Genomic DNA, 24,763 nt, shown 5'->3' on the forward strand with positions numbered 1-24,763 from the left:
TGATATGTCCAACATCGCTGTCGCCGATGCCGCCGCGCCATCGACTGCCAAGCCTTTCCTGACGCGGCTGGGTGCCGGTTTCGTCAATCGGCTCGTCATCATCGTCCCCTACCTGTGGCTGCTGTTCTTCTTCCTTATCCCCTTCGTCATCGTCTTCAAGATTTCATTGTCGCAGACGGCGATCGCCATGCCGCCCTACACGCCGGTGCTCGACTTCAGCGACGGCGTCTCCGGCTTCTTTGCCGGGTTTCGCGACCTCAACTTCGACAACTATGTCTGGCTGACGCAGGACGCGCTCTATTTCAAGGCCTATGTGACGAGCGTCATCATTGCCGCGATCTCGACCGTGCTGACGCTGATCGTCGGCTACCCCATCGCCTATGGCATGTCACGCGCGCCGGCGACCATCCGCCCGACCTTGCTGATGCTGGTCATCCTGCCGTTCTGGACGTCGTTCCTGATCCGGGTCTATGCCTGGATCGGCATTCTGAAGCCCGAGGGCCTGCTCAATCAGCTGCTCTTGTCGCTGCACATCATCAACCAGCCGCTGGTCATCCTCAACACCTATACGGCGATCTTCATCGGCATCGTCTATTCCTACCTGCCCTTCATGGTGCTGCCGCTCTATTCGTCACTGGAAAAGATGGATTACTCGCTGATCGAGGCGGCCAAGGATCTGGGCTGCCCGCCGACCGCGGCTTTCTGGAAGATCACCTTCCCGCTGTCGCTGCCGGGCGTCATAGCCGGCTGCCTGTTGGTGTTCATCCCGGCCGTCGGCGAGTTCGTCATTCCCGACCTGCTCGGCGGATCGCAGACGCTGATGATCGGCAAGACGCTGTGGAACGAGTTCTTCGCCAACCGTGACTGGCCGGTCTCGTCGGCCGTCGCCGTCATCCTGCTTCTGCTGCTCACCGTGCCGATCATGCTTTTCCAGCAGGCACAGGCGCGTGGCCAGGAGCAGGGCAAATGAACGCGACCTGGAGCCGCTTCAACGTCACCTCGATCGTGCTTGGCTTTGCCTTCCTGTACCTGCCGATCGTGCTGCTCATCGTCTTCTCCTTCAACGAATCCAAGCTCGTCACCGTCTGGGGCGGCTTCTCGACCAAATGGTACGTGTCGCTGTTCCACAATCAGGGCTTGATGGACGCCACCTGGGTGACGGCGCGTGTCGGCGTCATTTCGGCCACCGTGGCGACCGTGCTGGGCACGCTGGCGGCGCTCACCCTGACGCGCTACACGCGGTTCCGCGGCAGGGTGCTGTTTTCCGGCATGGTCTTCGCACCGCTCGTCATGCCGGAAGTCATCACCGGCCTGTCGCTGCTGCTGCTTTTCGTTGCCGTCGGCCTCGACCGCGGCTTCTTCACGGTGACGCTCGCCCACATCACGCTGACGATGTGCTTCGTGGCGGTCGTCGTGCAGTCGCGCCTGGTCTCCTTCGACCGGTCGCTGGAGGAGGCGGCGATGGATCTCGGCGCAACGCCGGCCAAGACCTTCTTCCAGATCACGCTGCCGGTCATCCTGCCGGCGATCGTATCCGGCTGGATGCTGGCCTTCACGCTGTCGCTCGACGATCTGGTCATCGCCTCCTTCACCTCGGGACCGGGCGCCACGACGCTGCCGATGAAGATCTACAGCCAGGTCCGTCTCGGCGTGACGCCGGAGATCAATGCCGCCTGCACCATCCTGATCGCCGTCGTCGCGGTCGGCGTCATCATCGCTTCGATCGCCAACAAGCGTCGTGAGGTGCAGCGCCAGCTCGACGAACAGGCGGCGCAACGCGGCTGAGCATGATCCCGAAAAGTGGAAGCCGGTTTTCGGACAAGATCATGCTCAACTGAACGGAAGCATGATCCCGAAAAGCATGCCCTCGGGCCTGACCCGAGGGTGAAGCCTGTTTGATGCCCAGCGAAACGTAAGCGCGCTTCTATTCGCCCGAAACGCCACGGCTTATCGGCGAAATGAACGGCGTGCTCCAGGTTCCGCCGACGAAGAAGGACGACTGGTTGGGGCCTTGCTGGCCGGTCTTCTGCGCCGCCGCCTGGTCCGGCTGGATAACGCCGCCGGACAGCGCCAGCCCGCGCCCCGCATAGGAGGCGATGCCGGAAAGCCAGATCTTGTATTTCGCCGAATTGGCCTCGGCCTTGTCCAGCCTCGCCACGCCGCGCGAAATGGTCGCTTTCACTTCGGCGCCGTCGATCGGCAGCGTGCCGTCCGAGACGTCGTCGAGCGCGAAGAAGCCGCCCTGTTCGGTATGCTTGAGAAAGGCCGGCAGGTTGAACTTGCTGAGTGCGCCGGGACCGAAGGTCGCCGAGACCGAGCCGTCGGCGTTTTCAAAGATCGAATCCCAGGTCCTGCCCGGTCCCTTGAGGATGACAGAAACGGTGCCTGTGCCGACCGGCACCAGCCGGGTCATGCCGGCCGCCGTGCCGAACGCGCCGCCATCGACATCGGACGCAAGCAGCCGGATCTCTACCTGTGTGCCCTCGGGCTTGCGGTCGAAACGAAGACTGGTCTGGATGTTGCCGCCAAAGGCCGAGGCGTCGGAGATATCGAAGACGGAAAGACCGTCCTTGACCTGGGCGGTGGCGGCAACATCGGCAAGCTGGATCGTGCCGGCCGTGGCGTGCGCCGCCGACAGCCTCAGATCCAGATTGACCCGGTCGGCGAAACTTGCCTCCACGTCACCTGGGCCGGTCCCGCTCGCTGGTCCGAGCGGGGTAAAGGCGGACAGAAACGATCTGAGGTCGAGCGTGTCGAAGGCGAGCGTGCCCGAGATCACGGGTTGGGCGTCGCCAAGCGACAGGTCGAGCGCGCCCATGCCCGGATTGTTGTCCAGCGTCAGCGCGGTGTTCTCGAACTTGACGCGTCCGGCCGACGCCGTGACCTTGCTCGAAATGCTGACCGAGCCGATCGCGGCACTTGGCGCGATACCGGCCTGCGACCATTCCAGCACACGGCGCAGCGAGGGGGCCGCGAACTTCACCTGGCCGTCGAAATAGGCGTTGTCGGCCATGCTGGCCGTGCCGTCGAAGGAGAAGGTGGCGGGTGCTGCTTTGAAAGACAGGGTGAGCGGCGCCACACCGCCGGCAAACAGCACCAGCGGCTTCTGCGAGGCGGCGTCGAGGGCGACGCTTTCGCCGCGCCAGATCCCGGTTGCCGACAGTGTCGCATTGCTGTTCATCGCCGCCCAGGTCGCCTGGCCGCTAAGGCTGCTCAGGATCTCCACGTCCTTGCCGTTGACGGAAGCCACCATGCGGCCGTCCCTGAATTCAACCGTGCCGAAGGCATCTGTCGGCAGTTTGTCCAGGTTGGGTTTGGCGGGGTCGGCACTGACCACGCCGCGTGCCGTGTCGATGGAGCGCGCGATGCGCCCACCGGTCGGCGCGGTGGGCAGGAACAGGCCGTCCGCGGTCCGCTGGACCCGGATCGTCGGCCGCACCAGCCGCGCCGTGGAAAACACCACATCGCCCTGCAACGCCGCCATCGCCGATAGGTCGATTTCGACGCGTTCGGCTTCGACGACCGGCGGCGCGTCGGCGTCCGTCCATTTCGAAAGCGTGACATCCGTCAGGATCGCCCGGAATTTCGGCCAGACCTCGATGCGCGGCGAGCCTTCGATGGCGACCCGGAAGCCGCTCCAGGCGCTCATTTCCCAGGCGATGCGATCGCGCACGATGCGCGTCGAGGCGATCAGCGGCAGGGCTGCGACCACCAGAGCGATGACGATCACGGCAGCGCCGATCGCCCATACTCCGCGGCGGATCAAGGATGATGGCATCTCGCCCTATATGCTTCCGTTCCGATTAATCGCCTGACGTAAAACCCCAGTCGTCACTACGACTTAGGACTGAGGCATTTCAAGTCTTTATGGCCCGGCGATGGCATTTGCGCACACCTGAGCGCTTCGGCCCAACAAAATCTTGCTCTGCTGCGCTGCAATATGCATAAGCGATGACGACCGTGGGAGGATCGATCATGGCTGCCGAAGTACCGCTCTGGACCCCGACGCAAGACCGGATCGACGCTTCGCCATTAACTGCTTTCCTGAAGGCGGCGGAGGCGGAAGCCGGCGCCACATTCGCCTCCTACGGCGACCTTCACCGCTGGTCGGTCGAGGATCGCGAAGGGTTCTGGAGCCTGGTCTGGGACTTTTCCGGCATTGTCGGTGAAAAGGGCGAGCGCCTGCTGGCCGATGGCGACAGGATGCCCGGTGCCTCCTTCTTTCCCGACGCGACGTTGAATTTCGCCGAGAACCTGTTGAAGAAAACCGGCGCGGGCGAGGCGATCGTCTTTCGCGGCGAGGACAAGGTGGAGCGGCGGCTGTCCTGGAACCAGCTGCATGGCCTGGTCTCGCGCCTGCAGCAGCTTTTCCTGTCGCTCAAGGTCAAGAAGGGCGACCGCATCGCGGCGATGATGCCCAACATGCCCGAGACCGTCGCCGCCATGCTGGCCGCCGCCTCGATCGGCGCGGTGTGGTCGTCCTGCTCCCCCGATTTCGGCGAACAGGGTGTGCTCGACCGGTTCGGCCAGATCGAGCCCGTCATCTTCATCGCGCCCGACGGCTATTGGTACAATGGCAAGGCGATCGAGGTCGCCGACAAGGTCGCCGCGGTCGCGGCCAAGCTCGGCAGTGTCCGCAAGGTGCTGCTTGTCGATTATCTCGGCACTTCGGCCGATGTGGCGGCAACCATCGACAAGGCGGTGGCGATGGAAGAGGCGCTGTCGCCCTTCGCCGCCAAGCCAGTCAGCTTCGAGCCTCTGCCGTTTTCGCATCCGCTCTACATCCTGTTTTCATCAGGAACCACCGGCATCCCCAAATGCATCGTCCATTCGGCCGGCGGGACGCTGATCCAGCATGTCAAGGAACATCGGCTGCATGCCGGCCTTGTCGACGGCGACCGCTTCTTTTACTTCACCACATGCGGCTGGATGATGTGGAACTGGCTGGTGTCGGGCCTGGCTTCCGGGGCGACGCTGCTGCTCTATGACGGCTCGCCCTTCTACCCCGACGGCAATGTGCTGTTCGACTTCGCCGATGCCGAGAAGATGACCTTCTTCGGCACCTCGGCCAAGTTCATCGATTCCGTGCGCAAGGCCGGCCTCAAGCCGATCCGCAGCCATGACCTGTCGACAGTGCGGGCGATCTCCTCCACCGGTTCGCCGCTGTCGCCCGAGGATTTCCGCTTCGTCTATGACGGCATCAAGAAGGACGTGCATCTCGCCTCGGTTTCCGGGGGCACCGACATCGTCTCCTGCTTCGTGCTCGGCGTGCCGACGCAAGCTGTCTGGACCGGCGAGATCCAGGGACCTGGCCTTGGCCTGGCCGTCGATGTCTGGGACGACGACGGCAAGCCGATCCGGCAGGAGAAGGGCGAACTGGTCTGCACCAAGGCGTTTCCGTCGATGCCGATCGGCTTCTGGAACGACCCCGACGGCAAGAAATACCAGGCTGCCTATTTCGAGCGTTTCGACAATGTCTGGTGCCATGGCGATTTCGCTGAATGGACGGCGCATGGCGGCATGATCATCCATGGCCGCTCGGATGCCACGCTCAATCCGGGCGGGGTGCGCATCGGCACGGCGGAGATCTACAACCAGGTCGAACAGATGCCGGAAATCCTCGAAGCGCTGTGCATCGGCCAGGATTTCGACAATGACGTGCGTGTCGTGCTGTTCGTGCGGCTGGCCGCGGGCGCCGAACTGGACGAGGATCTGGAGAAACGCATCCGCGCCAAGATCCGCAGCGGGGCGAGCCCGCGTCACGTACCGGCCAGGATCGTCGCCGTCACCGACATTCCGCGCACCAAGTCGGGCAAGATCACCGAACTCGCCGTGCGCGACGTCGTGCATGGCCGCGCCATCAAGAACAAGGAAGCGCTCGCCAACCCGGAAGCGCTGGAGCTGTTCAGGAACCTGCCGCAGCTTGCCGAATGATCCCGACCGGCATGGTTAACGAAACATGTCGCGGGAATTTACCTAGATTTCACGAGTGGTACACATTCGTAAATTTTTCGGCGAGCCGGTAAGGACTTGTTAAGGCCCGGCCCCGATAGTCGCATGTAACTTGAGGGAGAAATCCCGTTCCTCAGCCCCCGGAGGATCTGAATTCGCTCAAGCCCCCGTTGTGACAGCAATCCCATCTCTTAAGGCGTCCTCCAGGGCGCCTTTTCTTTTGGGCTTGTTAGAGCGGTTCGCCATTTCACGGAAACGGCGAACCGCTCTAACTCATTGTTTTGACGCAATTCCCAAGGGAAAAGCGCTACGCGCTTCTCCCGGGAAAACCGCTGACACTTTTCTTGGAATTGCTCTACTCCGCCAGCACTCGGGTCGAAGGAAACGCAACCTCGACCAGCGTGCCTTCGCCGGGCGTCGAATTGATGGTGAAGCGGGCGCGGTTGGCTTCCACCATCGCCTTGGTCAACGGCAGGCCAAGGCCGGTGCCGTCGCCGCGACCGCGCTTCAGCGCGTTGATCTGCTTGAACGGCTTGAGCGCCTGTTCGATCTCGGCCTGGCTCATGCCGATGCCGGTGTCGCGCACCCGCATGACGACGTCGCCTGAAGTCTCATAGGCGGTCGAGACGATCACCTGGCCGCCGGCCTGGGTGTAGCGGATGGCGTTGGACAGGATGTTGAGCGCGATCTGGCGCACGCTGCGCAAATCGGCCACCACCTCCGGCAGCCGCGAGGCGAAGCTGGAGCGGATGATGACGCGTTCGCGGTTGGCCTGCGGCTGCATCATCGCCACGGTCTCGGCCAGCGTGTCGTTGAGCGAGACCGCCTCATAGGCCATTTCCTGCTGGCCGGCCTCGATCTTCGAGATGTCGAGCAGGTCGTTGACCAGGTCGAGCACATGGTTGCCCGAGCGATTGATGTCTCGCAGATAGTCGCGGTAGCGGTCATTGGCGACCGGCCCGAACTTCTCGTCGACCATCAATTCGGAAAAGCCGATGATCGCATTGAGCGGCGTGCGGATCTCGTGGCTGATGCGGGCAAGGAAATCGGTCTTCTGCGAGGATGCCCGTTCGGCCACCGCGCGCGCCTGGGTGAGATCTTCCTCGGCTCGCTTCCATTGCGTGATGTCGCGCACGACGGCACAAAAGCCGCTGTCATTGGGCAGCCGGCCGATTGTCATGAACAGCGGGATGAAGCGCCCTTGCGCCTCGCGCCCGATCACCTCGCGGCCGTCATTCATGACGCTCGCCACGCCGGGTTCGGAAAGCCCGGCGAGATAGTCGCGCGCCGCGCGCTGGCTTTCGATGGCAAACAGCGAGGCGAAGGGCTTGCCGGTCACCTCGTCACTGTCGAAACCGAACAGCGCTTCGGCCGGACGGCTGATCGAGCGGATGGTGCCGTCGCTGCCGATCAGCACGACGCCGTCGGTGGCGGTGTCGATGATGGTGCGCATCTCGGCGATGCGGGCCTTGAGCTCGGAAATGTCGGGTTGCGTCGGCTCTTCGCCGACCAAGTGCAGGGCTGCGGGCGCGTCATCATCACCGGAACGGCGCACGACCAGCATCAGCGCCTTGCCGTCACGCCAGGGAACGGAGCGCAGGATGGCGTCGATCGGGAATTCCTGGCCATCGCGTGTCTTCAGCCGCAACGCCTGGTCGCTACCTTCGGAGGCGCCGTCATCGGCATAGGGATCGGCAAACAGCGCACCGAGGCCACCGGCATCCTCGAGGTCATCGAGCGTGTCGTAACCGGTCAGGTCGAGGAACTCCTCGTTGGCATAATGCAACTGATCGCCCGAATGGATGAGCAGCGGCACCGGCAGCTTGCCGAGCAGCGAAGTGTCTGGAGTCTTGCTTTCGTCACCGACGGAAAAGGCCGACGGCACGATCCCTTCGGTCTTGAGCGGCGGCACTTTCAGGCGCGGCCGTTCGGCCGGGCTCCCGACGGCGTTGGCCGCTTTGGCGGTTTCACCGCTGAATGTTGCGGCCTGCTCATCGGCGGCAGCGGTTTTCGCGCCGTCGACCCAGTCCTCACTGTCCTCGGCATCGCGAAAATCGGCTGACGTCATGCTGTCATCGTCGTCGGTCCCGACATGTCCGGCCTCTGCAACTGCCGGTTCATCGTCGATTGCGGCGGGCTCGGCACTTTCCGATTCTGTGGGGACCGGTTCAGAGGCCGTGGGCTCGTCATTGTCCGCGACGGGGCTCGCCTCGGCATAGCTGAGCAGCGAGCCTGTCGCGCCGGCCGGCGTGTCACTATCCTCCTGGCGAACCACGTCGTCGGGATGAGCGCCGTCGAGCCGTGCGAGATCCGCCTCGTCCTCGGCGTCGGTCTCGGATGGCTCGGCCGGTACCGCGTCGCTCTCCGGTTCCGCCACCGGGATTTCGCCGGTCTCGGCCGGCGCCTGATCCGGGGCGGCGTCTGGCGTCGACGCAACATCGGAGACCGCCTCGATCGGAGTTTCCGTCTTGGCGGCCGGGGCCTCCACGGCTGTTTCAGCCGCTGGCTCAGCCGGTGTGCCGGGCTCCGGTTTCGGCGGGCTTTCGATGCCGGGCTTGTCGGCTTCCGGCGGCTCGGCCGGCGCACTGTCCTTCTTCAGCCGCTCGCCGATCTCACGGAAGGCGCTGCGTTCCAGCGTCGACAGCCCCTTGTCGTTGGCCGGCTGCCGGTGTTCGGCCAGGCGGATGACCTTGTCGGCAAAGCGCCGTTCCTGTTTCGGCACGATGGTCAGCGCGGGCACCTCGCCCTTGAACGGGTCCGCTGCATCTGGTTCCTCGGCCTTCGACTCGTCCGCCTTCGGCTCTTCAGCGGGAGGTTCGACGGCTTCCGGTTCCGGCGTAGCCGGCTGCTCGCCATTGGGCACCAGGGCCATGCCGATGGCTTCCGGATCGACGATCGCATCGCCGGTCCGGGCAACGCCGAAGCCGCGAAAACCTTCGAAGGCGCGGCTGCGGCCATAGACAGGCAAAGCCGCCAGGTCGACGGGGATCTTCAGGTCGGTGCCGACGACTGGCCACAGCACGGAGCGGCCGGACCATGTATCGCGCCGCTCCAGCAGGCCGGCGATCTCGCCGGATGCGTCAAGGCCGAAGGCCGCTGCGACATCCCTGAAGCGCCGGCCAATCACGTCGGCCGCCGGCTTGCCGACAATGTCGGCGAATTCCGGCGACAGTGCGCTGAACTTGCCTTCGGCGTCGGTGCGCCAGACGAAGCGCAGCGGCGCTGCCGAGCGGTCTATTGTCCGAACTGGGGGCATGGTCTGGGCTGCCGGGGAGGCGGGCTTGCTCTCCTTCGCGCTGTCCACGGGAGCCTCGGCGCCGGTCGCTTGGACCGCATTATTCGCTTCTGGCGCGGCAGGTGCGGGTCGCGCGTCATCCTCGCCGACATTGAAGTACCAGTGATCGTGCTGTGGCGGCGTGCCGCCCGCTGTCGGCTGATCGTTGTCGGCGGCAACCGGTGTTGGCCCGGTCGGCTCCGAAATCTCTTGCGTTGCCCGTTCCGGCCGATCTTCAGCGGCCGGCTTGGAAGGGGCGGGCTCGGGCTCGATCTCGGCAGTGCCAGTTGACCGTTCGACGGCCTCCGCCTGCGAAACATCCGCCGTCGGTTGATTGTCCTGATGAGCGGGTTTTGCGGCGGTGCTTTCCGTTACCTTATGGGCGGCTTCTGCCGAAGCCTCTGAGATAGACGCATTGTCCTCGAGCTGATCCTCATCGATCACAACCAGGAGATGCCGCTCCGGCGTCAGCCGCGCGAGCCCGGCGGGGTAGGAGGTGTTGCCGCCCGGAACGAGGCGCTTGACGATGCGTTCGCCCTCGGCGGCCACATCGGCGACCAGGGCGGCCAGCGTCGCGGGCTGAATGCCGAGCTTCGAAAAGCCGTCCGACGCGGCCTCGACATTGCCCCCGGCGTCGATGAAGGCGATGAAATGGCCGTCTTCGGTGAAGCCGCTGATCGCCCGGCTGGCGATTTCGGCGGCTCCGCGCGAGCCTGTCTGCGCCGCCGGCACCGCCAGCATGATCGCCTTCTCGCCGTCGGGCAGCGTCACGGCATTTGCCTGGAAGCCGACGGTCCTGCTGGTCATGCCGGTCGCCAACCTGACGGTGATGCCGCGATCGCTGCCGATCTCGGGAAAGCCGCTGGTCGCCATGATCTGGCGGCGGGCGATCAGCGGCAGCTGTGCCGAGGCCCCGATGATCGCCTCGATGTCGGGATAGCCGAACACGGCGGCGCCCGGCCCATTGGCCCAGATTACCTGCTCCAGATCCACCGACAGGATCGCGATCGCGTCGCCGGCGGCAAAACGCTGGCGCACCGCGTCGAGCACGGCCACGTCGAGGAAGGAATATTCGGACGGCATGCGCTTGGCGAACCCTCACGGAGCGGCGAAATTTGCAGTTAACGCTTTGTTAATAAAAGCCGCAGCCGCGAAGGTCCACAAGCCAGAACGTGCAAAGGCTGGTTTCTGGGCTTTTGGTTAACGGCCGGAAAGAAATTTATGGTGCACTGCAACAAAGATATTGCAATGCACAAAATTTGCCTTTATATTGCCATTATAACTGAACGAGACGGCTTTCCGTCAAAGCCGCTGCCGCTGAAAAGGATGGAAAATGTCCAGGACCAAAACTGCCGAGACGATCGAAAACGTTGAATTCCCGAGCTTCGACGCTTCCAAGGCCACCGACCAGATCCGTGCCTTCGCCGAAAAGGGCGTTGAGCAGTCGAAAGAGGCCTATGCCAAGCTCAAGACCGGCGCCGAGGAGACCCAGAAGGCTCTGGAGTCGACCTACGAGACCGCCAAGACTGTTTCCAGCGACCTGTCGCTCAAGACCATCGCGGCGCTGCGCGCCAACGCCGAAGCCGGCTTCTCGCATCTCGAAGCCCTGATCGGCGCCAAGTCGCTGTCGGAAGTCGTCGAGCTGCAGACCGCCTTCCTGCGCAAGCGCGTCGAGTTGACGGTCGAGCAGGCCAAGGACTTCCAGGCTGTTGCCTCCAAGGCGGCGGAAGACGTCTCCAAGCCGATCAAGACCGCCTTCGAGAAGGCGATCAAGGACATCAAGGCTGCCTAATATTTGCGCATGATCTGAGGATGCAACAAAAGGTCGCATTTTCTTAAAAACGATCAGGCGTATGATGGTAGCCATCAAGAAATACCCGGCGAGTGGAACCTCCTCCCTCTGCTCCCCGGGGTGACCAGCCAGCTCCTCCTCCCGCTGGCTCGTAACAGGAAAAGGCCGGCACCTCCTCCCGCCGGCCTTTTTCTTTGCCCTGCGAAACCGCCGCCGTTGCGGCACATGTGGGGAAGTGGTCTTTGCTTCGCAAAAGCCTTGAATTAAAATCCATAAGCCCGTATGGACGCATCGCCGAACGACAGAGCGGATCGCTTAGGACGAGTTCCCGAAGAGATTCTGCTCAGGCAAATGTGCCGTTGTAGCTCAGCTGGTTAGAGCGCCGGATTGTGGATCCGGAGGTCGCTGGTTCGATCCCAGCCAACGGTACCATCGGCATCTCCGACAAGTTATTGGTTTTGCTGAAGGGTTTCCTGCAAGGCCGTGGAATGTAGCCTGCCTTGTGGGTGGGCGGACTTTCCTGGTGCAATGAAGGCCGGCGTTCGGTTCGGGCGCTTATCGGCGGCTGCGACCTGCAAATAGGGATGGCTCTCTGCTCGTGGGGGATGATGGCGGGAGAGCGCTACCGCCTTTCCCCCACCCATCGAACCACCAGTTCCGGCTTCGCTGCCATGGCTGGCCGAAGCGAATGACGGATTCAGTGAACCCTGTGTGGAATAAACAGGTGACCCGAACCGGTGCCACTCGATACCGTCGAACAAGTCGTCTCTCGAAAAAACCGAAACCAACCGTGATCAATGCCGCGAGCAAGAAATATCCAAGAGCCGCGGCGAACAGAGGCTCGTAAACCCGAAAGGTCTGCGCGAACGAGGTTGGCCGCCCCCATAAGTTCGAAGACGGTGATCGTCGAGGCCAGGGCAGTTCCCTTCAACAGCAGGATGTTCTGACCGCCGATCGCCGGCAGCGCCGACCTGAAAGCCTGCGGGAGAAGGACGGAAATCATGATCCGTGTTTTCGACAGGCCAAGCCATCCGGTCACGTAATCCCAAGGAAGCGGAAGCCGCAGCAAGGCGGGATGTCGAATCCGCTTGGCGAATTGCAAAAGAAAGCTCCGCGATGGCTGAGGGCAACCGAGATGCCGAAGGAGATCGTGTGGCCGCGCGGCGCGGTGAGAAATGCAGCGACGAGGCGCACGCAGTCGGCGAAGGAAAGGTACGACCAGCATGCGCCGGTCCGCCGGTTCGGGGAAAGCCCTGGCCAAACAACTCTGCTCTTCATCTCATCATACCAGTTGACATGATGATGGTTGCCGCTAAGGTTGGTCAGGGCTCGGCGGATGCGGGTACACGGTCAAGGGAGGAGACTATGCAGACATCGAGGAAACTTCGGCGCGTAGCGCTTTTTGGCGCCATCGCCATGGTGGTCGCCAGCGCGGCGTCCGCGCAAGAGGTCAAGGTCTGGACCCTGACCTTCGCCAATGATTCCGCCAACAAGGCATGGGCTGACATCGTCAAGGAATTCGAGGCTGCCAATCCTGGTGTCACCATCAAGGTGGAAGGCCGCGGCACCGATGAACACAAGTCGGCGCTGCGGGTCGCCTCAGGTTCCGAACAGGGACCGGACATCTATTTCATGTGGGGCGGCCTTGGCCTTGGCGGCGAATTCGTCAAGGCGGGACTCAGCCTGCCGCTCGACAAATACTACGCCGAATACAAATGGGACGATGAACTGCTCTCACCGGCGCTTTCCTTCTCCAAGCAGTATGAGGGTGGCAGGCACGGCGTGCCCTACACATTCCACGGCGAGGCGCTCTATTACAACAAGGCGTTGTTCGAGAAGGCCGGCATCACCACGGCCCCGGCGACCTATGATGAACTTGTCGCGGACGCCGAGAAGCTGAAAGCCGCCGGCATCCCGGCAATCACCTTTGGCGGAACCGTCAACTGGCACGTCATGCGTCTCATGGACATGATCCTGGAAACCAAATGCGGGGTCGAGAAGCATGACCGTCTGATGGGGATGCAGGTGAGCTGGGCAGACGAGGCCTGCGCCACGGCCTCCTTCGAGGAGTTCCACAAATGGACATCGAATTACACGCTGAAGCCGTTCATGGGGATCGATCAGGCGCAGTCGTTCAATCTCTTCCTCGGCGGTCGAGCCGCCATGATGCTTGAAGGCGACTGGCTGGTGGGTCAGCTTAAGGGCGAAAACCGCACTGCGGATTTTGGTCTGTTCCCATTCCCGACCGGTACTGACCGCCTCTACGGCTTCGCCGAGTACAACTACATTTCGACCAAGAGCAAAGTTCCCGACATCGCCGCCAAGTTCCTGAACTATCTCGAATCCACCGACGTGCAGCAAAAGCACCTTGGCGATTTCGGTTCGATCTCGGTCAACAAGAACGTCAAGTACACGAGCGCCGAACCGCTCGACCAGAAATGGATCGAGATCTTCGGCAAGTTCCCGTCGACGTTCGTCAATGGCGACCAGGCCTTCCCGCTCGACGTCACCACCGAATATTTCCGGGTGATCAACGAGGTTGCTAGCGACACTCTCGATCCCAAGGCGGCAGCCGCCGAGCTGCAGAAATTCATCGGCAACCGCAGCTGATATTGAACCTCGCGATGGCCGGCCCCGACAAGCCGCAGGCCGGGGCCGGCCAGCCGATTCTCTTGCACCGCTCCTGGGACGATACATGGCCGTGAACATTTCCGCCGCCGATCGCCATGCGCGAATGCCTGCCCGGTCAGGCCAGCTTCGCCGAAAACTGCAGGATCCGACCCTGCAGGGATTGATGCTGTTGGCGCCCGCGGTGCTGGCCTACGCAGTCTTTGCCTTCTATCCGATGATCGACGTCATCCAGCTCAGCTTCATGAAATGGAATGGACTGAACGCGGACAAGCATTGGGTGGGGCTCGACAACTACCGCTACGTGCTGCACGACGATCCGGTGTTCTGGGTCGCCTTCAAGAACACGCTGATCTGGACTTTCCTGTCGGTCATCTTCCCGCCGCTGATCGGCTTTGGGCTGGCGCTTGGCCTGAACCAGAACATCCCTGGCCGCTCGCCGCTGCGCGCCCTGTTCTACATGCCCGTGATCATAGCGCCGATCGCCGTGGCAACCATGTGGCGCTGGATGTTCGACCCTTTCTTCGGGTTGTTCAACAGTTTGCTCTCCGCGGCCGGATGGCCCAACCTGATCCAGGATTGGCTGGGCGACCGCAACGTCGCGCTCTATTCGGTCTTCATAGGCTATGTCTGGGAGGTCGCGGGCTTCTCGATGGTGTTGTTCCTGGCCGGGCTGCAAGGCGTCTCGCAGACGCTGGTCGAAGCCGCCCGCATCGATGGCGCAGGACGCTTCCAGCTGTTCCGCTATGTGACACTGCCGGCGCTGAGGCCCACCATAACCATCGTCCTGATCCTGTCGCTGATCAACTCGCTGAAAGCCTTCGACATCGTCTACGGGATGACCGGCGGCGGACCGGCGCAATCGACGCAGATGCTCGCCATGTGGGCCTATACGCAAGCCATGCAACTCGGTGACTTCGGCCGTGGCAGCGCCATCTCCGTCGTACTCTTGCTCATCACCGTTGCCATCGTCATCCCCTATCTGCGCTGGACGCTCAAGCGGCAGGAGGCCTATCAATGAGCGGCGTGGCCAGCCCCTTTCGCCAGGCCGGCGCGGAGCGGGTGGATCCGCTGCTGGTGGCATTGTGGATCGCGCTGATCATCGTCGCCGTGGTCTGGATCGCTCCGTTCATCTTCATCCTCTTCACGTCGCTGAAATCGAACGCCACGGTGATGGGGACCGGCGCATTCTCTCCGCCCACCAGCCTCGCCTGGGAGAATTTCACCAATGCCTGGCGGCGCGGCGATTTCGGCACAACGGTCGTCAACAGTACCATCATCACCGTCATCAAGGTGCCGCTCGGGCTGATGATATCGGCCATGGCCGCCTATTCGCTGAGCCGCATCCAGGTCTGGGGACACAAGGTGGTCTTCCTTGCCATCGTGTTTGGCACGATGATCCCGTTCCAGGTGATGCTGGCGCCGATCTTCAAGCAGGTGAACAGCTTCGGGCTGATCAACACCTATGTCGGCATCATCCTGCCTTATCTCGCCTTCGGCGTCCCTTACCAGGTCTTCATCCTGCATGGCTTCTTCAAGGAGGTGCCCAAGGAGCTCAGCGAGGCGGCGCTTATCGACGGTGCGTCGCATTTCACCGTATTCCGGCGTATCTTCCTGCCGGTGTCGCTGCCGGTGCTTGCGGCGCTGCTGATCCTCGACTTCGTCGCCACCTGGAACGAGTTCGCCATGGCGCTGGTCATCCTGCAGGATCCGGATCGCTGGACGTTGCCGCTCGGCCTGATGTCGTTCCAGAGCCAGTTCGCCCGCGACTACGGCCAGCTCAACGCGGCGATCGTGATGACGGTGCTGCCGGCGGCGATCGTCTACCTCATCTTCCAGCGCTACTTCGTCTCGGGGCTGACCTCAGGCGCGGTCAAGGAATAGCAACGCAAGGAACCACGCATGGCCGACGGCACGACAGTCGAGAAATGGGACATATTCGAGATCGCACTGAAGGGCCCCGCGGATAGCAACCCCTTCGTCGAGATCGAGTTGTCCGCTAGCTTTTCGCAAGCGAACCGCAGCATCGCGGTTCCAGGCTTTTACGATGGCGACGGCACCTACCGCATCCGTTTCATGCCGGACAATGAAGGCAGCTGGAGCTATGTCACGCACTCCAACATCCCGTCGCTGGCGGGCAAGAGCGGCGCCTTCGAGGCAACCGCACCGTCCGCGGGCAACCACGGTCCGGTGCGCGTGCGCAACAAATTCCATTTCGCCTATGCCGATGGCACGCCCTACTTCCCGTTCGGCACCACTTGCTATGCCTGGACGCACCAGCCGCTCGACATGCAGGCCGAGACGCTGGCGACCTTGAAGAATGCGCGCTTCAACAAGCTGCGCATGGGTGTCTTCCCGAAAGACTATCCCTTCAACGTCAATGCGGCGCTGCACGCGATCTTCGAGGCCGGGCCGGACGGCAAGGAAGATTTCGACCGGCCGAACCCTCTGGCGTTCCGCCATTTCGAGGCGCAGGTCGGCGCGTTGCGCGATCTCGGCATCGAGGCCGACATCATCATCTTCCATCCCTATGACCGTTGGGGCTACGCCAACATGAGCGCGGCCCAGGATTTCCGTTATGTCGCCTACCTCGCAGCACGGCTTGCCGCGTACCGCAACGTCTGGTGGTCGCTGGCCAACGAGTACGACTTCCTGCTTGACACCAAGCCGATGGCGCAGTGGGACCGCTACTTCCATATCCTCGAGGAAAACGACCCCTACCAACATCTGAAATCGATCCACAATGGCGAGCAGTCGATGAATTTCGACCACCGCAAACCGTGGGTCAGCCATGTCTGCATCCAGAACTGGGATGTGAAACGCACGCCCGAATGGCGCGACGCCTACGGCAAGCCGGTCGTAAACGACGAACCTGAATATGAAGGCAACATCGTCTTCCCATGGGGCAACATTAGTGCCGAAGAACTGGTGCACCGCTTCTGGCTCACCGTCATGCGCGGCGGCTATGCCGGGCATGGCGAAACCTACATGCACCCCCAGGATCTGATCTGGTGGGCCAAGGGCGGCCGGCTTCACGGCGAGGCGTGGAAGCGGATCGGCTTCCTGCGCGACCTCATCGAAGAGGACGTCAGCAATGGGTTGGAGCCGATGGGCCACAACAGTGCCTGGCCGTGGAGCCGGGTCTCCGGCGCCAGCGAGGGCGATCTTCGCTACATCTATCTCGGCGAGCATCAGCCGGTCATCTGGTCTACCGGCCTACCGCTCGAAGATGGCGACTACGACGTCGATGTGATCGATGCCTGGAAGATGACCGTGACGCCCGCCACGAAAGTGGCGGCGCCAATTCCGCATCCAACACGTCATGGCTCGGTCGTGCGCGGGGGCAAGGCGGACGCTGCTTTCGGGGTCGAGTTACCCGGCAAGCCCTACCAAGCCATCCGCGTCAGGCCACGGCGCTAGTAAACGGGGTTACAAGATGTCTTCTGTCCAGATTGTCGACGTGAAGAAGTCCTATGGTGCGACCCCCGTGATCCATGGGGTCAGCGTCGACATCGAGGACGGTGAATTTGTCATTCTGGTCGGCCCTTCGGGCTGTGGAAAATCGACGCTGCTGCGCATGATCGCCGGGCTCGAAACGATCTCGGGCGGAGAGATTTCGATCGGCGACCGGGTGGTCAACCATCTCCAGCCAAAGGAACGGGACATCGCCATGGTGTTCCAGAACTATGCGCTCTATCCGCAGATGACCGTTGCGCAGAATATGGGTTTCGCCCTCGAACTCGCTGGCGCCAGGAAAGCCGAGATCAAGGAAAAGGTAGATACGGCGGCATCGATCCTGGGGCTGCAGCCGCTGCTCGCGCGTTATCCGCGCCAGTTATCCGGCGGCCAGCGCCAACGCGTCGCCATGGGCCGCGCCATCGTGCGCGATCCCAAGGTGTTCCTGTTCGACGAACCGCTGTCCAACCTCGACGCCAAGCTGCGCGTGCAGATGCGCACCGAGATCAAGGCGCTGCACCAGCGGCTCAAATCGACCATCGTCTATGTCACCCACGACCAGATCGAGGCCATGACGATGGCCGACAAGATCGTGGTGCTCAACGGCGGCAGGATCGAGCAGGTTGGAAGCCCGCTCCAACTCTATGACCGCCCGGTCAACATGTTCGTCGCCGGCTTCCTTGGATCGCCGGCGATGAATTTCATCGAAGGAACGGTGCGCGACGACCCGCATCCCGGCCTCGAACTGGACGACGGATCAATCATCCCGCTGTCAGCCATTCCCCCCGGCGCCTCCGGACGGCGCCTAGTGCTGGGCGTGCGTCCGGAGGACATTCATATCGACAGCGAAACCGGCGCCGCGGCGAAGGTGATCGTCGTCGAGCCGACGGGCGCCGAGACGCATCTTTCGGTCGAAATGGCGGGCCATGAACTCGTCTGCGTGCTGCGCGAACGCGTCACTTTGAAGCCGGATGAGACCGTCATGCTTTCCGTACGAAAGTCGGCCGTGCATTTCTTCGATCCGGCGTCGGGAAGCCGTATCTGATGATGTTTGGCGATAGGCCGTCCGGGATGTTCGAGGGGTGGTTCTGCCAGCGACGCGGCGGCGTGCTCGTCGTAGCGACAGGGGGGCGTCGCGGGCTTCTGGGGTGAAGTGCTGACAGTGCGGTCGATGCCGCCAGTGTTGCCGGGCTAGTGATCAACGGCGGCGCTCGACATCGCGGTGCTGACCACGGCGCTTTCCCGTCTTTTGCCCCGGAACGCCGCGAGCCGCCGTGACGCTATTTGCCGCTAGGCAATCCCGTCAATCTCCGAGGCCGTCGCGAATTGCGCTAAAATAGCGATCGGATCCGACCTGGCCGCCCTTCAGCGCGATTTCGAGGCCGTCGACCTCGCCGCCGCCATGGGCAAGGCAGAGCGGCGAACCCGGTGATTGCGGCAATGGCATGCGCACGGTCAGTGCGTCGATGGACAACTGTCCCAGCGCATGGCTGGAGGTGTCTCCGCCGGCGACGACCGCGCGCCTGAGTTTCTGCTCGACGACCAGCTGGCGCAGAATGTCGCCCAGCGCCCGGCCGAGCCGGTTTCGCGCACCTTCAATATGGTCGATCTCGGCACTGCGATCGGCCTGGGGACCAAGGGCGGTGTAGAGGATGACGCTGCGCCCTGCCGTGAGACTCGCCAGGCCGCTCGCTACGGCACGTTCGATCGCTCCGCCGGCGCTGTCCGAGACCAACTGCATGGCATCGATCTGGATGCCGTCGAACCCATGGGCGAGCGCGAAGCGGATCTGCTTCTCTGTGGTTGGCGACACACTGCCCGAGACCACGGCGAGCCGGTCCACCGGACCGGGTGGCGCGAAGGACGCGTGCCCCGCGGCGATGCCCTTGCCGGCCCATTCGGCGAGCAGCGCATATTCGACGCCCGAGGATCCGACGACGAAACCATAGCCTTGTTCGCAAATCCGCCAGATCTGCTCGCCGACGCGTGCCTGCGTCTGGCGGCTTTCGACGTCGAACAGGACGATTTCCTTGTCCTGAAGAGCCTGGTCGACCGTCTGCGAAAGATCATCCGCCTGCAACGCCGTCAGGTCGACAAGGCCGGAACCGAGATCGGTCTGCCGATGGAGGTGGATGAGGAGATCAGCCTCCTTCATCGGCGTCACCGGATGCCGGCTCATGACCGGGTGGCGATCGATGCGGAAATAGCTACCGCGAAATGCCGCGAAGAGGTTGCCGAACGCCGTGTATCGCTTGAGCTGGGGAGCCCCGACAACCAACGGCACGCTCTTCTGGTTGAAGACACGCCGGCCGATCTCGATGGCGCGGCCAATGCTGCCGATCGCCGGGCTGGAATCGAAGGTCGAGCAGATCTTGTAATGGCAAACCGTCGCTTGCAGCCGGCTTAGCCATTCGAAGGCCGGCGCCAGATTTTCGTCCATCCATTGCGGCGTCTCGCTGCGGCTCGTACCGGCCAGCCCCATGGCACGGCAATGCGAAAACCGCCCTAGCAGCTGCTGGTCGGGTTGACGCATGAACAGCACGGTCGGCACGCCGCCGAGCTCGAGCGCTTCCATGACGTCGGTCGAGCCGGTGAGGTCGTCGCCATAGTAGCTGAGCAGGAGGTGCTGCATGACGTCAGGCCGCCTTGCCGTCGCCGAACTTTTCGATCGACCGTGCCAGCTCGGGATGCTTCAGGGCGAATTTCGCCAGCGGGATGCCGTCGACTGCCGCTTGCCAGGCTTGCTGGACGGCGCGCACGCCGGCGCCTGGCCCGTCCGGATGGCTGACGATGCCGCCGCCGCAGAGATAGAGCAGATCGACCGTGCGGCCGGTTCGTTGGTAGGTCTCGGGCGCCTGTCCGCCCCACTGGCCGGAACCTGCGACCGGCAGCGCGCAATCGTCAGGCGAAAAGATCGGCGTCGTCACTGCCTCGAAGGAGCGGATGAAGGAGTCGTCCGGCTCCCAGTATTTCGAGGTGATGCCGTTGATCTGGAACTGGTCGACGCCAAGCAGCCGCCAGAACTGCTGCCACACCTTGAAATCCATGCCGAGCCCCGGATGGCGGGTGAGGATGTCCCAGCCGTTGCGGTGGGCGTGCAGCACCAGGCTGGAGCGCTTTCTCAAGTAGGCCATGCCGCCGAAGCCGATGGAGTTGATGTTGACCACGGCGCAATTGCCGCCGGCCTCGAGCACCAGATCATGGTTGCGCATCATCACGTCGGGATCGGCATGCGAGATACCGAAGGCGTACATCACCTTTTTGCCGGTCTTCTGCTCGTAATCGAGGATGAGCGGCATGATCTCCTTCACCCGCTCGGCCAGCGGCGAATAGGTCGGGCTCATCAACTTCTCGTCGTCCTTGATGAAATCGACGCCGGCTGCAATCAGTTCACCCACCATCGCGGCCGTCTCATGCGGCCGCAAGCCCAGCGCCGGCTTGACGATGGTGCCGATGATCGGGCGTCCCTCGACGCCGGTCAGCTTGCGGCTGCCGGCAACGCCGAACTGTGGGCCGGGATGGGCGCCGCGATAGTCATCAGGCAGCTTCATGTCGACAATGCGGATGCCCGACAGGCCTTTGATCGAATAGGTGCCGCCGATGGCGATGGTCATTAGCGCTGACAGGTCCGTGCCGATAGCGTCGAAGGGAAAGCCGATGTCGACATCGGCGCGCTTAAACGGTCCATTGCCGGCTTCCGGAATGGAGGGCTGCAAGGCTTCGGGTAGATGCCGGATCGCCAGGACACGCGCCGCCACCCGGGCCTTCAGTTCCTCGGTCTCGCCGGGCAGCGCTACGAAGGTGCCAGTCGACTGGTCGCTGGCGATCTTGGCTGCCAAGGCCTCGATGCTTTCGGACGTTTCGATGCGATAGGTGAGGGTGATCATAGTCTGCTGTCTCAAGCCCAGGCGTTCGAAAAAGGTTCACCGGTGTTCGAAATCTGGTATAATGAGTACATAAGTATTGCAAGACATATCCGGCTGGAAGGTTTGCGAGGTCGACAGCCGGCATTTCCGCGAATTGTGGCGGCAGTGTTAGATAGGGCCGGGTCAAGGGAGTGATTCGCGACGATGAACCGTTCGGAACCGATTGTCCGGCGCAAGCTTTCCGACGAGGTCTTCTTGCGGCTGAAGCGCCTGATTACCAGCGGCGAATTGATGCCGGGCGACGATATGCCGTCGGAGCGTGAATTGATGGAGCGTTTCGAGGTCGGCCGTCCGGCGATCCGCGAGGCGATGCAGGCGCTGAGCAATATGGGCCTCGTGGCGATCTCGCATGGCGAGCGCGCCAAGGTGCTGCAACTGACCGCCAAGTCGATAATCAAACAGGTCGATAGCGCGGCCAAGATCATCCTGTCGTCATCGAAGGACACGCTGGAGCATCTCAAGACCGCGCGCATCTTCTTCGAGCGTGGCATGGTCAGGGAAGCCGCCGAAAAGGCCACCGCCGAGAATATTAAGCTGCTGCGCGCAACCCTTGCCGAACAGCGCGGCTTCAGCGGCGACTCCGAAGCTTTTATATCGGCCGACATGAAGTTTCATACGCAGATCGCTGCGATCTCCGGCAACCCGATCTATGTCGCTGTCAGCGAGGCGATGCTGGGCTGGCTGAAGGAGTATCACACCGAAATGCTGATCTGGACCGGCAAGGAACAGTTCACGCTGACCGAGCACGAAGAGATCATCGGACGCATCGAGAAGAAAGATACCGATGGCGCCGAGAAGGCGATGATCAAGCATCTGGAGCGCTCGCGCGCCCTCTATGTGATGAATTCTGAAAAGTAATCTGATTCAGCCGATCCGCGCGATCGCGTAGGGTGTCATCACAATACGGTCGCGGCCAAACTCCGAAAGGTCGACCGCCACGTCGCTTGCCGTCAGGTTCGTCAGCCACACGACCGTCTTGCCCGAGGATGAGCGCCCGGCCAGCGCCAGTACCCGGGTCTCGTCGCTCGTTTTGGCCGCGACGTGTTTAAGGCCGGCCAGTTCGCAAAGCCCCTTGATGGCCTGGAAGATCGGCCGGGGTGACCTTTCCGCAACGGGTTCCCCGGATGCCGCCAGCACGCCGAATGGCCCGGTGAAGGCGGACAGCGTCAGCATCTCCAGACCGACCGGCGCGACACGCGCAGCATAGCCGATGGTCCAGGCGGCGGCGAACTGGCCATTCTGGCGCGGATCGCGGTTCGCCATGGCGATGCGTTGTCCCTGCGGGTTGTCCTTGGTGGCGCCGCCATAAGGGTTCTGCCGCATGGCAATGGTCGACGGCCCGATCCGGTAGGGCTTGTCGCCGAAGATCGCCCGCACCGAGCGGGTAATGAACGGCAACGCCTCGAGCGACTGCATGACGCTGAGATCGTCGGCGGCGTGTACGATCGGGCAGGTGCAATGGGTCACGAAATCGAGCAGCCCGGCCGGAACGCGCTTGCGGTTCAGCTCAGTGAAATAGCTGAACATACCGCCGCCAAGACGGATATCCGGGAAGGCGCGGCGCGCTGCGGCGTAGACATCTTCCAGCGGCGGGCAGGGCGGCCAGGCACTGCCCGGCGGCGTCGATTGCCGATCGACAGAGGGCGAAACCGCGATGGCGTCGAGCCGCAGATTTGCCCGGCGCACCGTGTCGGCGACCTCTGCGAGTTCAGCATCGAGATCGCCGCTGCAGGCGACCACGCATTCGAGCGTTGTAAGGGCGGGATAGGCAGCGGCGACCCGGGCGAAGGAGCGCAAGGTATCGAGCCCATGGCCGCGCGTCGGATCGTAGTGAAACAGCAATTGTTGCGGGCCGAGCACGGACAGGGTGGCGAGGTTCGCCAACGCCGTCTCGACATCGCCGGGGTGGATGATCATGCCGACATCCGGCAGCGCCGGACCGGGGTCGCCGAGCGTCACACGGATCGGACCGGATGCCTCGATGGTGGCCGGTGTGTTGTCGTCACTGGCAATGCGCAGGCTGATCGTCTGGCGGTTGGTCTCGCCGGCCGGCAGCACATAGGGCCACGGCAGCGCCAGCGGCCGCACATAGGTCTTGTAGGACGCATCGGACCAGTTGCGCTGGTCCTCCATTTCGAAGACGTCGCCTTCCATGCGGCATTGCGCGGTGACGCCGGGCCGCACTTCATGCGTGATGGCGCGCAAATCCTTGAAAGGCTGCCACGGGTCGATCAGGTCAGGCAGTTTCGTCGCCACAACGCTGCCATCCGTGTGCTCGACCGTCACGGGGCTGCCGGCGAGGCCGGCGATCGGATGCAGGATGCAGAAGCCGCAGCGGTTGGTCTCGAAGTCGCTGTCGGGCAGGGCGCTGACGTCGAAGACCAGCTGCCCATCAGAAGAGCCTTTGATGGTGGCGCGGAAGGCGAGCCGGCTTCCGCCAGGCCCGGTGCAGCTTGCCGCGTAGCTGACGGAGAAAGCATCGGCACCCTGGTCGATGGTCAAGTCCGTCAGCGCTGGCTCATAGGTGCCCCAGTCGCGGTCGCGCACGACATAGGCGATGGCGCGCAGCACCTCCGTGCCGCCGTGGCGGATCATGCGCAGATTGCCGTTGACGAAATCGGCGTTGAGCGGACCGGCGGTCAACCGGACCGGTTCGGTCTCCGCCGCGCTCGTGCCGCAAAGGAGGAAGCGATCCCAGGTCATTTCAGCAGGTCGTCGATGCGCACCGGTTCCCGGCTCGCGGCGCCGGCATAGGCGGCCTCGACCAGCGCGAATGTCTTGAGGTTATCGGCGCCCGCGGTCGCCGGCTCCTTGCCTGATGCAAGGCAGTCGACCCAGTGCCGCTGGATCGCCAGCACGCTTTCCTGGATGTTGTGCCATGGCCGCGAGGCCCAGGGCAGCAGCGTCGGCGAAATATCCCTGACCATCGTACCGCTCTTGCCGGTGACGGTGAGCTGGTAGCCCTGCGCCAGCCGGAGCGTGCCGTCGCTTCCGTCGATCTCGATCAGCGTTTCGGGAAACGGCTCCGCCGCAAGTCGGGTGGCATAGCTGCAATCGACCACTGAAATGGCGCCGCTCTCGTGATCCATCAGCATGGTGGCGACATCCTCGCCGGCGATGGCCGGGTTGATGCGCGCGGTACGGGCAGTGAGGCTCGACACATCGCCGAGGAGAAAACGCGCAATGTCGAGGATGTGGATGCCGAGATCCTCGATGATGAAGCGCTTTCCCGTCGCCAGATAAGGCTGACCGGAAAACACGTCATAGGCGGAGCGGAAGGAGATGCGCCCGAAGAAGGGCGTGCCGATCTCACCGCTGTCGAGCACCGCGCGCACCGCCTGGATCGGTGACTGCCAGCGGAAGTTCTCATGCACCATCAGCGGCACGCCGGCCTTGGCGCAGGCCGCGACCATCGCCTTGGCGTCGGCGAGCGTCGGCGCGAACGGTTTCTGGCAGATCACCGGGACGCGGTGGGCGGCCGCCATCTCGACCAGCGGCCGATGACTGCCGACGGTGGTGGCGATGTCGACGAAGTCGAGCGTCTCGGCCGAAAACAGCGCCGCTGCATCGGTGTAGCGCTTCGCCACGCCGAACTGGTCGCCGACGATCCTGAGCCGCTCCGGGTCGCGGTCGCAGATGGCGACGATCGAGGCGCCGTCGATGTCGCGCCAGGCATGCATCTGATTGACGGCGAAGAAGCCGCAACCGATCAGCGCTCCACTCAAAGTCGCCATG

At 63.0% G+C, this 24,763-nt stretch carries 17 protein-coding genes and 1 tRNA gene; 11 read left to right on the plus strand and 7 right to left on the minus strand.

What is annotated here, in order from left to right; translation table 11 throughout:
* Positions 1-4: 4 nt before the first annotated feature.
* Complete coding sequence (locus ACLGL5_RS13845) at positions 5-970, plus strand: ABC transporter permease subunit (protein WP_069091311.1); 966 nt, start codon at positions 5-7, stop codon at positions 968-970.
* On the plus strand, positions 967-1,785 hold the full coding sequence (locus tag ACLGL5_RS13850) for an ABC transporter permease (RefSeq protein WP_019860323.1): 819 nt from the start codon (positions 967-969) through the stop codon (positions 1,783-1,785). The genes ACLGL5_RS13845 and ACLGL5_RS13850 overlap by 4 nt, the downstream gene beginning before the upstream one ends.
* A gap of 139 nt (positions 1,786-1,924) precedes the next feature.
* Here ACLGL5_RS13850 and ACLGL5_RS13855 read toward each other — a convergent pair whose 3' ends face one another.
* On the minus strand, positions 1,925-3,778 hold the full coding sequence (locus ACLGL5_RS13855; RefSeq protein WP_064986141.1) for an AsmA family protein: 1,854 nt from the start codon (positions 3,776-3,778) through the stop codon (positions 1,925-1,927).
* 197 nt (positions 3,779-3,975) lie between these two features.
* On the opposite strand from ACLGL5_RS13855, the gene ACLGL5_RS13860 reads away from it, so the two are divergent.
* Positions 3,976-5,934: an acetoacetate--CoA ligase gene (locus ACLGL5_RS13860; protein ID WP_069091312.1), complete on the plus strand. Its 1,959-nt coding sequence runs from the start codon at positions 3,976-3,978 to the stop codon at positions 5,932-5,934.
* A 373-nt stretch (positions 5,935-6,307) separates the two neighbouring features.
* Here ACLGL5_RS13860 and ACLGL5_RS13865 read toward each other — a convergent pair whose 3' ends face one another.
* On the minus strand, positions 6,308-10,309 hold the full coding sequence (locus ACLGL5_RS13865; RefSeq protein ID WP_069091313.1) for a PAS domain S-box protein: 4,002 nt from the start codon (positions 10,307-10,309) through the stop codon (positions 6,308-6,310).
* 250 nt (positions 10,310-10,559) lie between these two features.
* On the opposite strand from ACLGL5_RS13865, the gene ACLGL5_RS13870 reads away from it, so the two are divergent.
* Together ACLGL5_RS13870 and ACLGL5_RS13875 are read left to right on the plus strand one after the other, a co-directional pair.
* Entirely contained in the window at positions 10,560-11,018 is a 459-nt protein-coding gene (locus ACLGL5_RS13870; protein WP_019860319.1) for a phasin, read from the plus strand.
* Positions 11,019-11,373: 355 nt separating this feature from the next.
* A tRNA-His gene (locus ACLGL5_RS13875) sits at positions 11,374-11,450 on the plus strand.
* 265 nt (positions 11,451-11,715) lie between these two features.
* Here the strand turns inward: ACLGL5_RS13875 and ACLGL5_RS13880 are convergent.
* Positions 11,716-12,120, minus strand: a complete 405-nt coding sequence (locus tag ACLGL5_RS13880; RefSeq protein ID WP_171903262.1) for an ABC transporter permease family protein — start codon at positions 12,118-12,120, stop codon at positions 11,716-11,718.
* 263 nt (positions 12,121-12,383) lie between these two features.
* Between ACLGL5_RS13880 and ACLGL5_RS13885 the strand changes: the two genes are divergently transcribed.
* From ACLGL5_RS13885 to ACLGL5_RS13905, 5 genes are all read left to right on the plus strand, one after another.
* Complete coding sequence (locus tag ACLGL5_RS13885; RefSeq protein WP_069091315.1) at positions 12,384-13,628, plus strand: ABC transporter substrate-binding protein; 1,245 nt, start codon at positions 12,384-12,386, stop codon at positions 13,626-13,628.
* 85 nt (positions 13,629-13,713) lie between these two features.
* Positions 13,714-14,667: a carbohydrate ABC transporter permease gene (locus ACLGL5_RS13890; protein WP_019860315.1), complete on the plus strand. Its 954-nt coding sequence runs from the start codon at positions 13,714-13,716 to the stop codon at positions 14,665-14,667.
* A complete protein-coding gene (locus tag ACLGL5_RS13895) occupies positions 14,664-15,530 on the plus strand; it encodes a carbohydrate ABC transporter permease (protein WP_051726721.1) in 867 nt (288 codons plus the stop codon). Before ACLGL5_RS13890 ends, ACLGL5_RS13895 begins: the two co-directional genes overlap by 4 nt.
* 18 nt (positions 15,531-15,548) lie before the next feature.
* Positions 15,549-17,066 (plus strand): DUF5060 domain-containing protein, encoded by a 1,518-nt coding sequence (locus ACLGL5_RS13900; protein WP_069091316.1) that lies wholly within the window; start codon positions 15,549-15,551, stop codon positions 17,064-17,066.
* A gap of 16 nt (positions 17,067-17,082) precedes the next feature.
* On the plus strand, positions 17,083-18,147 hold the full coding sequence (locus ACLGL5_RS13905; RefSeq protein WP_019860311.1) for an ABC transporter ATP-binding protein: 1,065 nt from the start codon (positions 17,083-17,085) through the stop codon (positions 18,145-18,147).
* A gap of 258 nt (positions 18,148-18,405) precedes the next feature.
* On the opposite strand, the gene ACLGL5_RS13910 is transcribed toward ACLGL5_RS13905, so the two are convergent.
* Both ACLGL5_RS13910 and oiaX read right to left on the minus strand, forming a co-directional pair.
* A complete protein-coding gene (locus tag ACLGL5_RS13910) occupies positions 18,406-19,734 on the minus strand; it encodes a four-carbon acid sugar kinase family protein (RefSeq protein ID WP_069091317.1) in 1,329 nt (442 codons plus the stop codon).
* A 4-nt stretch (positions 19,735-19,738) separates the two neighbouring features.
* A complete protein-coding gene (gene oiaX / locus ACLGL5_RS13915; RefSeq protein ID WP_069091318.1) occupies positions 19,739-20,989 on the minus strand; it encodes a 3-oxo-isoapionate-4-phosphate decarboxylase OiaX in 1,251 nt (416 codons plus the stop codon).
* A 183-nt stretch (positions 20,990-21,172) separates the two neighbouring features.
* Here oiaX and ACLGL5_RS13920 point away from each other — a divergent pair, with 183 nt between their 5' ends.
* Entirely contained in the window at positions 21,173-21,886 is a 714-nt protein-coding gene (locus tag ACLGL5_RS13920; RefSeq protein WP_019860305.1) for a transcriptional regulator NanR, read from the plus strand.
* A 6-nt stretch (positions 21,887-21,892) separates the two neighbouring features.
* Here the strand turns inward: ACLGL5_RS13920 and apnL are convergent, their stop codons facing one another.
* Positions 21,893-23,731 carry a D-apionate lactonase gene (apnL, locus tag ACLGL5_RS13925; protein WP_069091319.1) on the minus strand — a complete coding sequence of 613 codons (1,839 nt, stop codon included), beginning with the start codon at positions 23,729-23,731 and terminating at the stop codon, positions 21,893-21,895.
* Positions 23,728-24,762, minus strand: coding sequence for a Gfo/Idh/MocA family protein (locus tag ACLGL5_RS13930; RefSeq protein ID WP_069091320.1), 1,035 nt, complete (start codon positions 24,760-24,762; stop codon positions 23,728-23,730). The genes apnL and ACLGL5_RS13930 overlap by 4 nt, the downstream gene beginning before the upstream one ends.
* Position 24,763: the final 1 nt, after the last annotated feature.

Source organism: Mesorhizobium sp. U510 (genome assembly GCF_059180695.1).

Excerpts from the sequence above, each read along its gene's own strand:
- ACLGL5_RS13845 (WP_069091311.1), top strand. The coding sequence starts at position 5 with ATGTCCAACATCGCTGTCGCCGATGCCGCCGCGCCATCGACTGCCAAG.
- ACLGL5_RS13850 (WP_019860323.1), top strand. The coding sequence starts at position 967 with ATGAACGCGACCTGGAGCCGCTTCAACGTCACCTCGATCGTGCTTGGC.
- ACLGL5_RS13855 (WP_064986141.1), bottom strand. The coding sequence starts at position 3,778 with ATGCCATCATCCTTGATCCGCCGCGGAGTATGGGCGATCGGCGCTGCC.
- ACLGL5_RS13860 (WP_069091312.1), top strand. The coding sequence starts at position 3,976 with ATGGCTGCCGAAGTACCGCTCTGGACCCCGACGCAAGACCGGATCGAC.
- ACLGL5_RS13865 (WP_069091313.1), bottom strand. The coding sequence starts at position 10,309 with ATGCCGTCCGAATATTCCTTCCTCGACGTGGCCGTGCTCGACGCGGTG.
- ACLGL5_RS13870 (WP_019860319.1), top strand. The coding sequence starts at position 10,560 with ATGTCCAGGACCAAAACTGCCGAGACGATCGAAAACGTTGAATTCCCG.
- ACLGL5_RS13885 (WP_069091315.1), top strand. The coding sequence starts at position 12,384 with ATGCAGACATCGAGGAAACTTCGGCGCGTAGCGCTTTTTGGCGCCATC.
- ACLGL5_RS13890 (WP_019860315.1), top strand. The coding sequence starts at position 13,714 with ATGGCCGTGAACATTTCCGCCGCCGATCGCCATGCGCGAATGCCTGCC.
- ACLGL5_RS13895 (WP_051726721.1), top strand. The coding sequence starts at position 14,664 with ATGAGCGGCGTGGCCAGCCCCTTTCGCCAGGCCGGCGCGGAGCGGGTG.
- ACLGL5_RS13900 (WP_069091316.1), top strand. The coding sequence starts at position 15,549 with ATGGCCGACGGCACGACAGTCGAGAAATGGGACATATTCGAGATCGCA.
- ACLGL5_RS13905 (WP_019860311.1), top strand. The coding sequence starts at position 17,083 with ATGTCTTCTGTCCAGATTGTCGACGTGAAGAAGTCCTATGGTGCGACC.
- ACLGL5_RS13910 (WP_069091317.1), bottom strand. The coding sequence starts at position 19,734 with ATGCAGCACCTCCTGCTCAGCTACTATGGCGACGACCTCACCGGCTCG.
- oiaX (WP_069091318.1), bottom strand. The coding sequence starts at position 20,989 with ATGATCACCCTCACCTATCGCATCGAAACGTCCGAAAGCATCGAGGCC.
- ACLGL5_RS13920 (WP_019860305.1), top strand. The coding sequence starts at position 21,173 with ATGAACCGTTCGGAACCGATTGTCCGGCGCAAGCTTTCCGACGAGGTC.
- apnL (WP_069091319.1), bottom strand. The coding sequence starts at position 23,731 with ATGACCTGGGATCGCTTCCTCCTTTGCGGCACGAGCGCGGCGGAGACC.
- ACLGL5_RS13930 (WP_069091320.1), bottom strand. The coding sequence starts at position 24,762 with ATGGCGACTTTGAGTGGAGCGCTGATCGGTTGCGGCTTCTTCGCCGTC.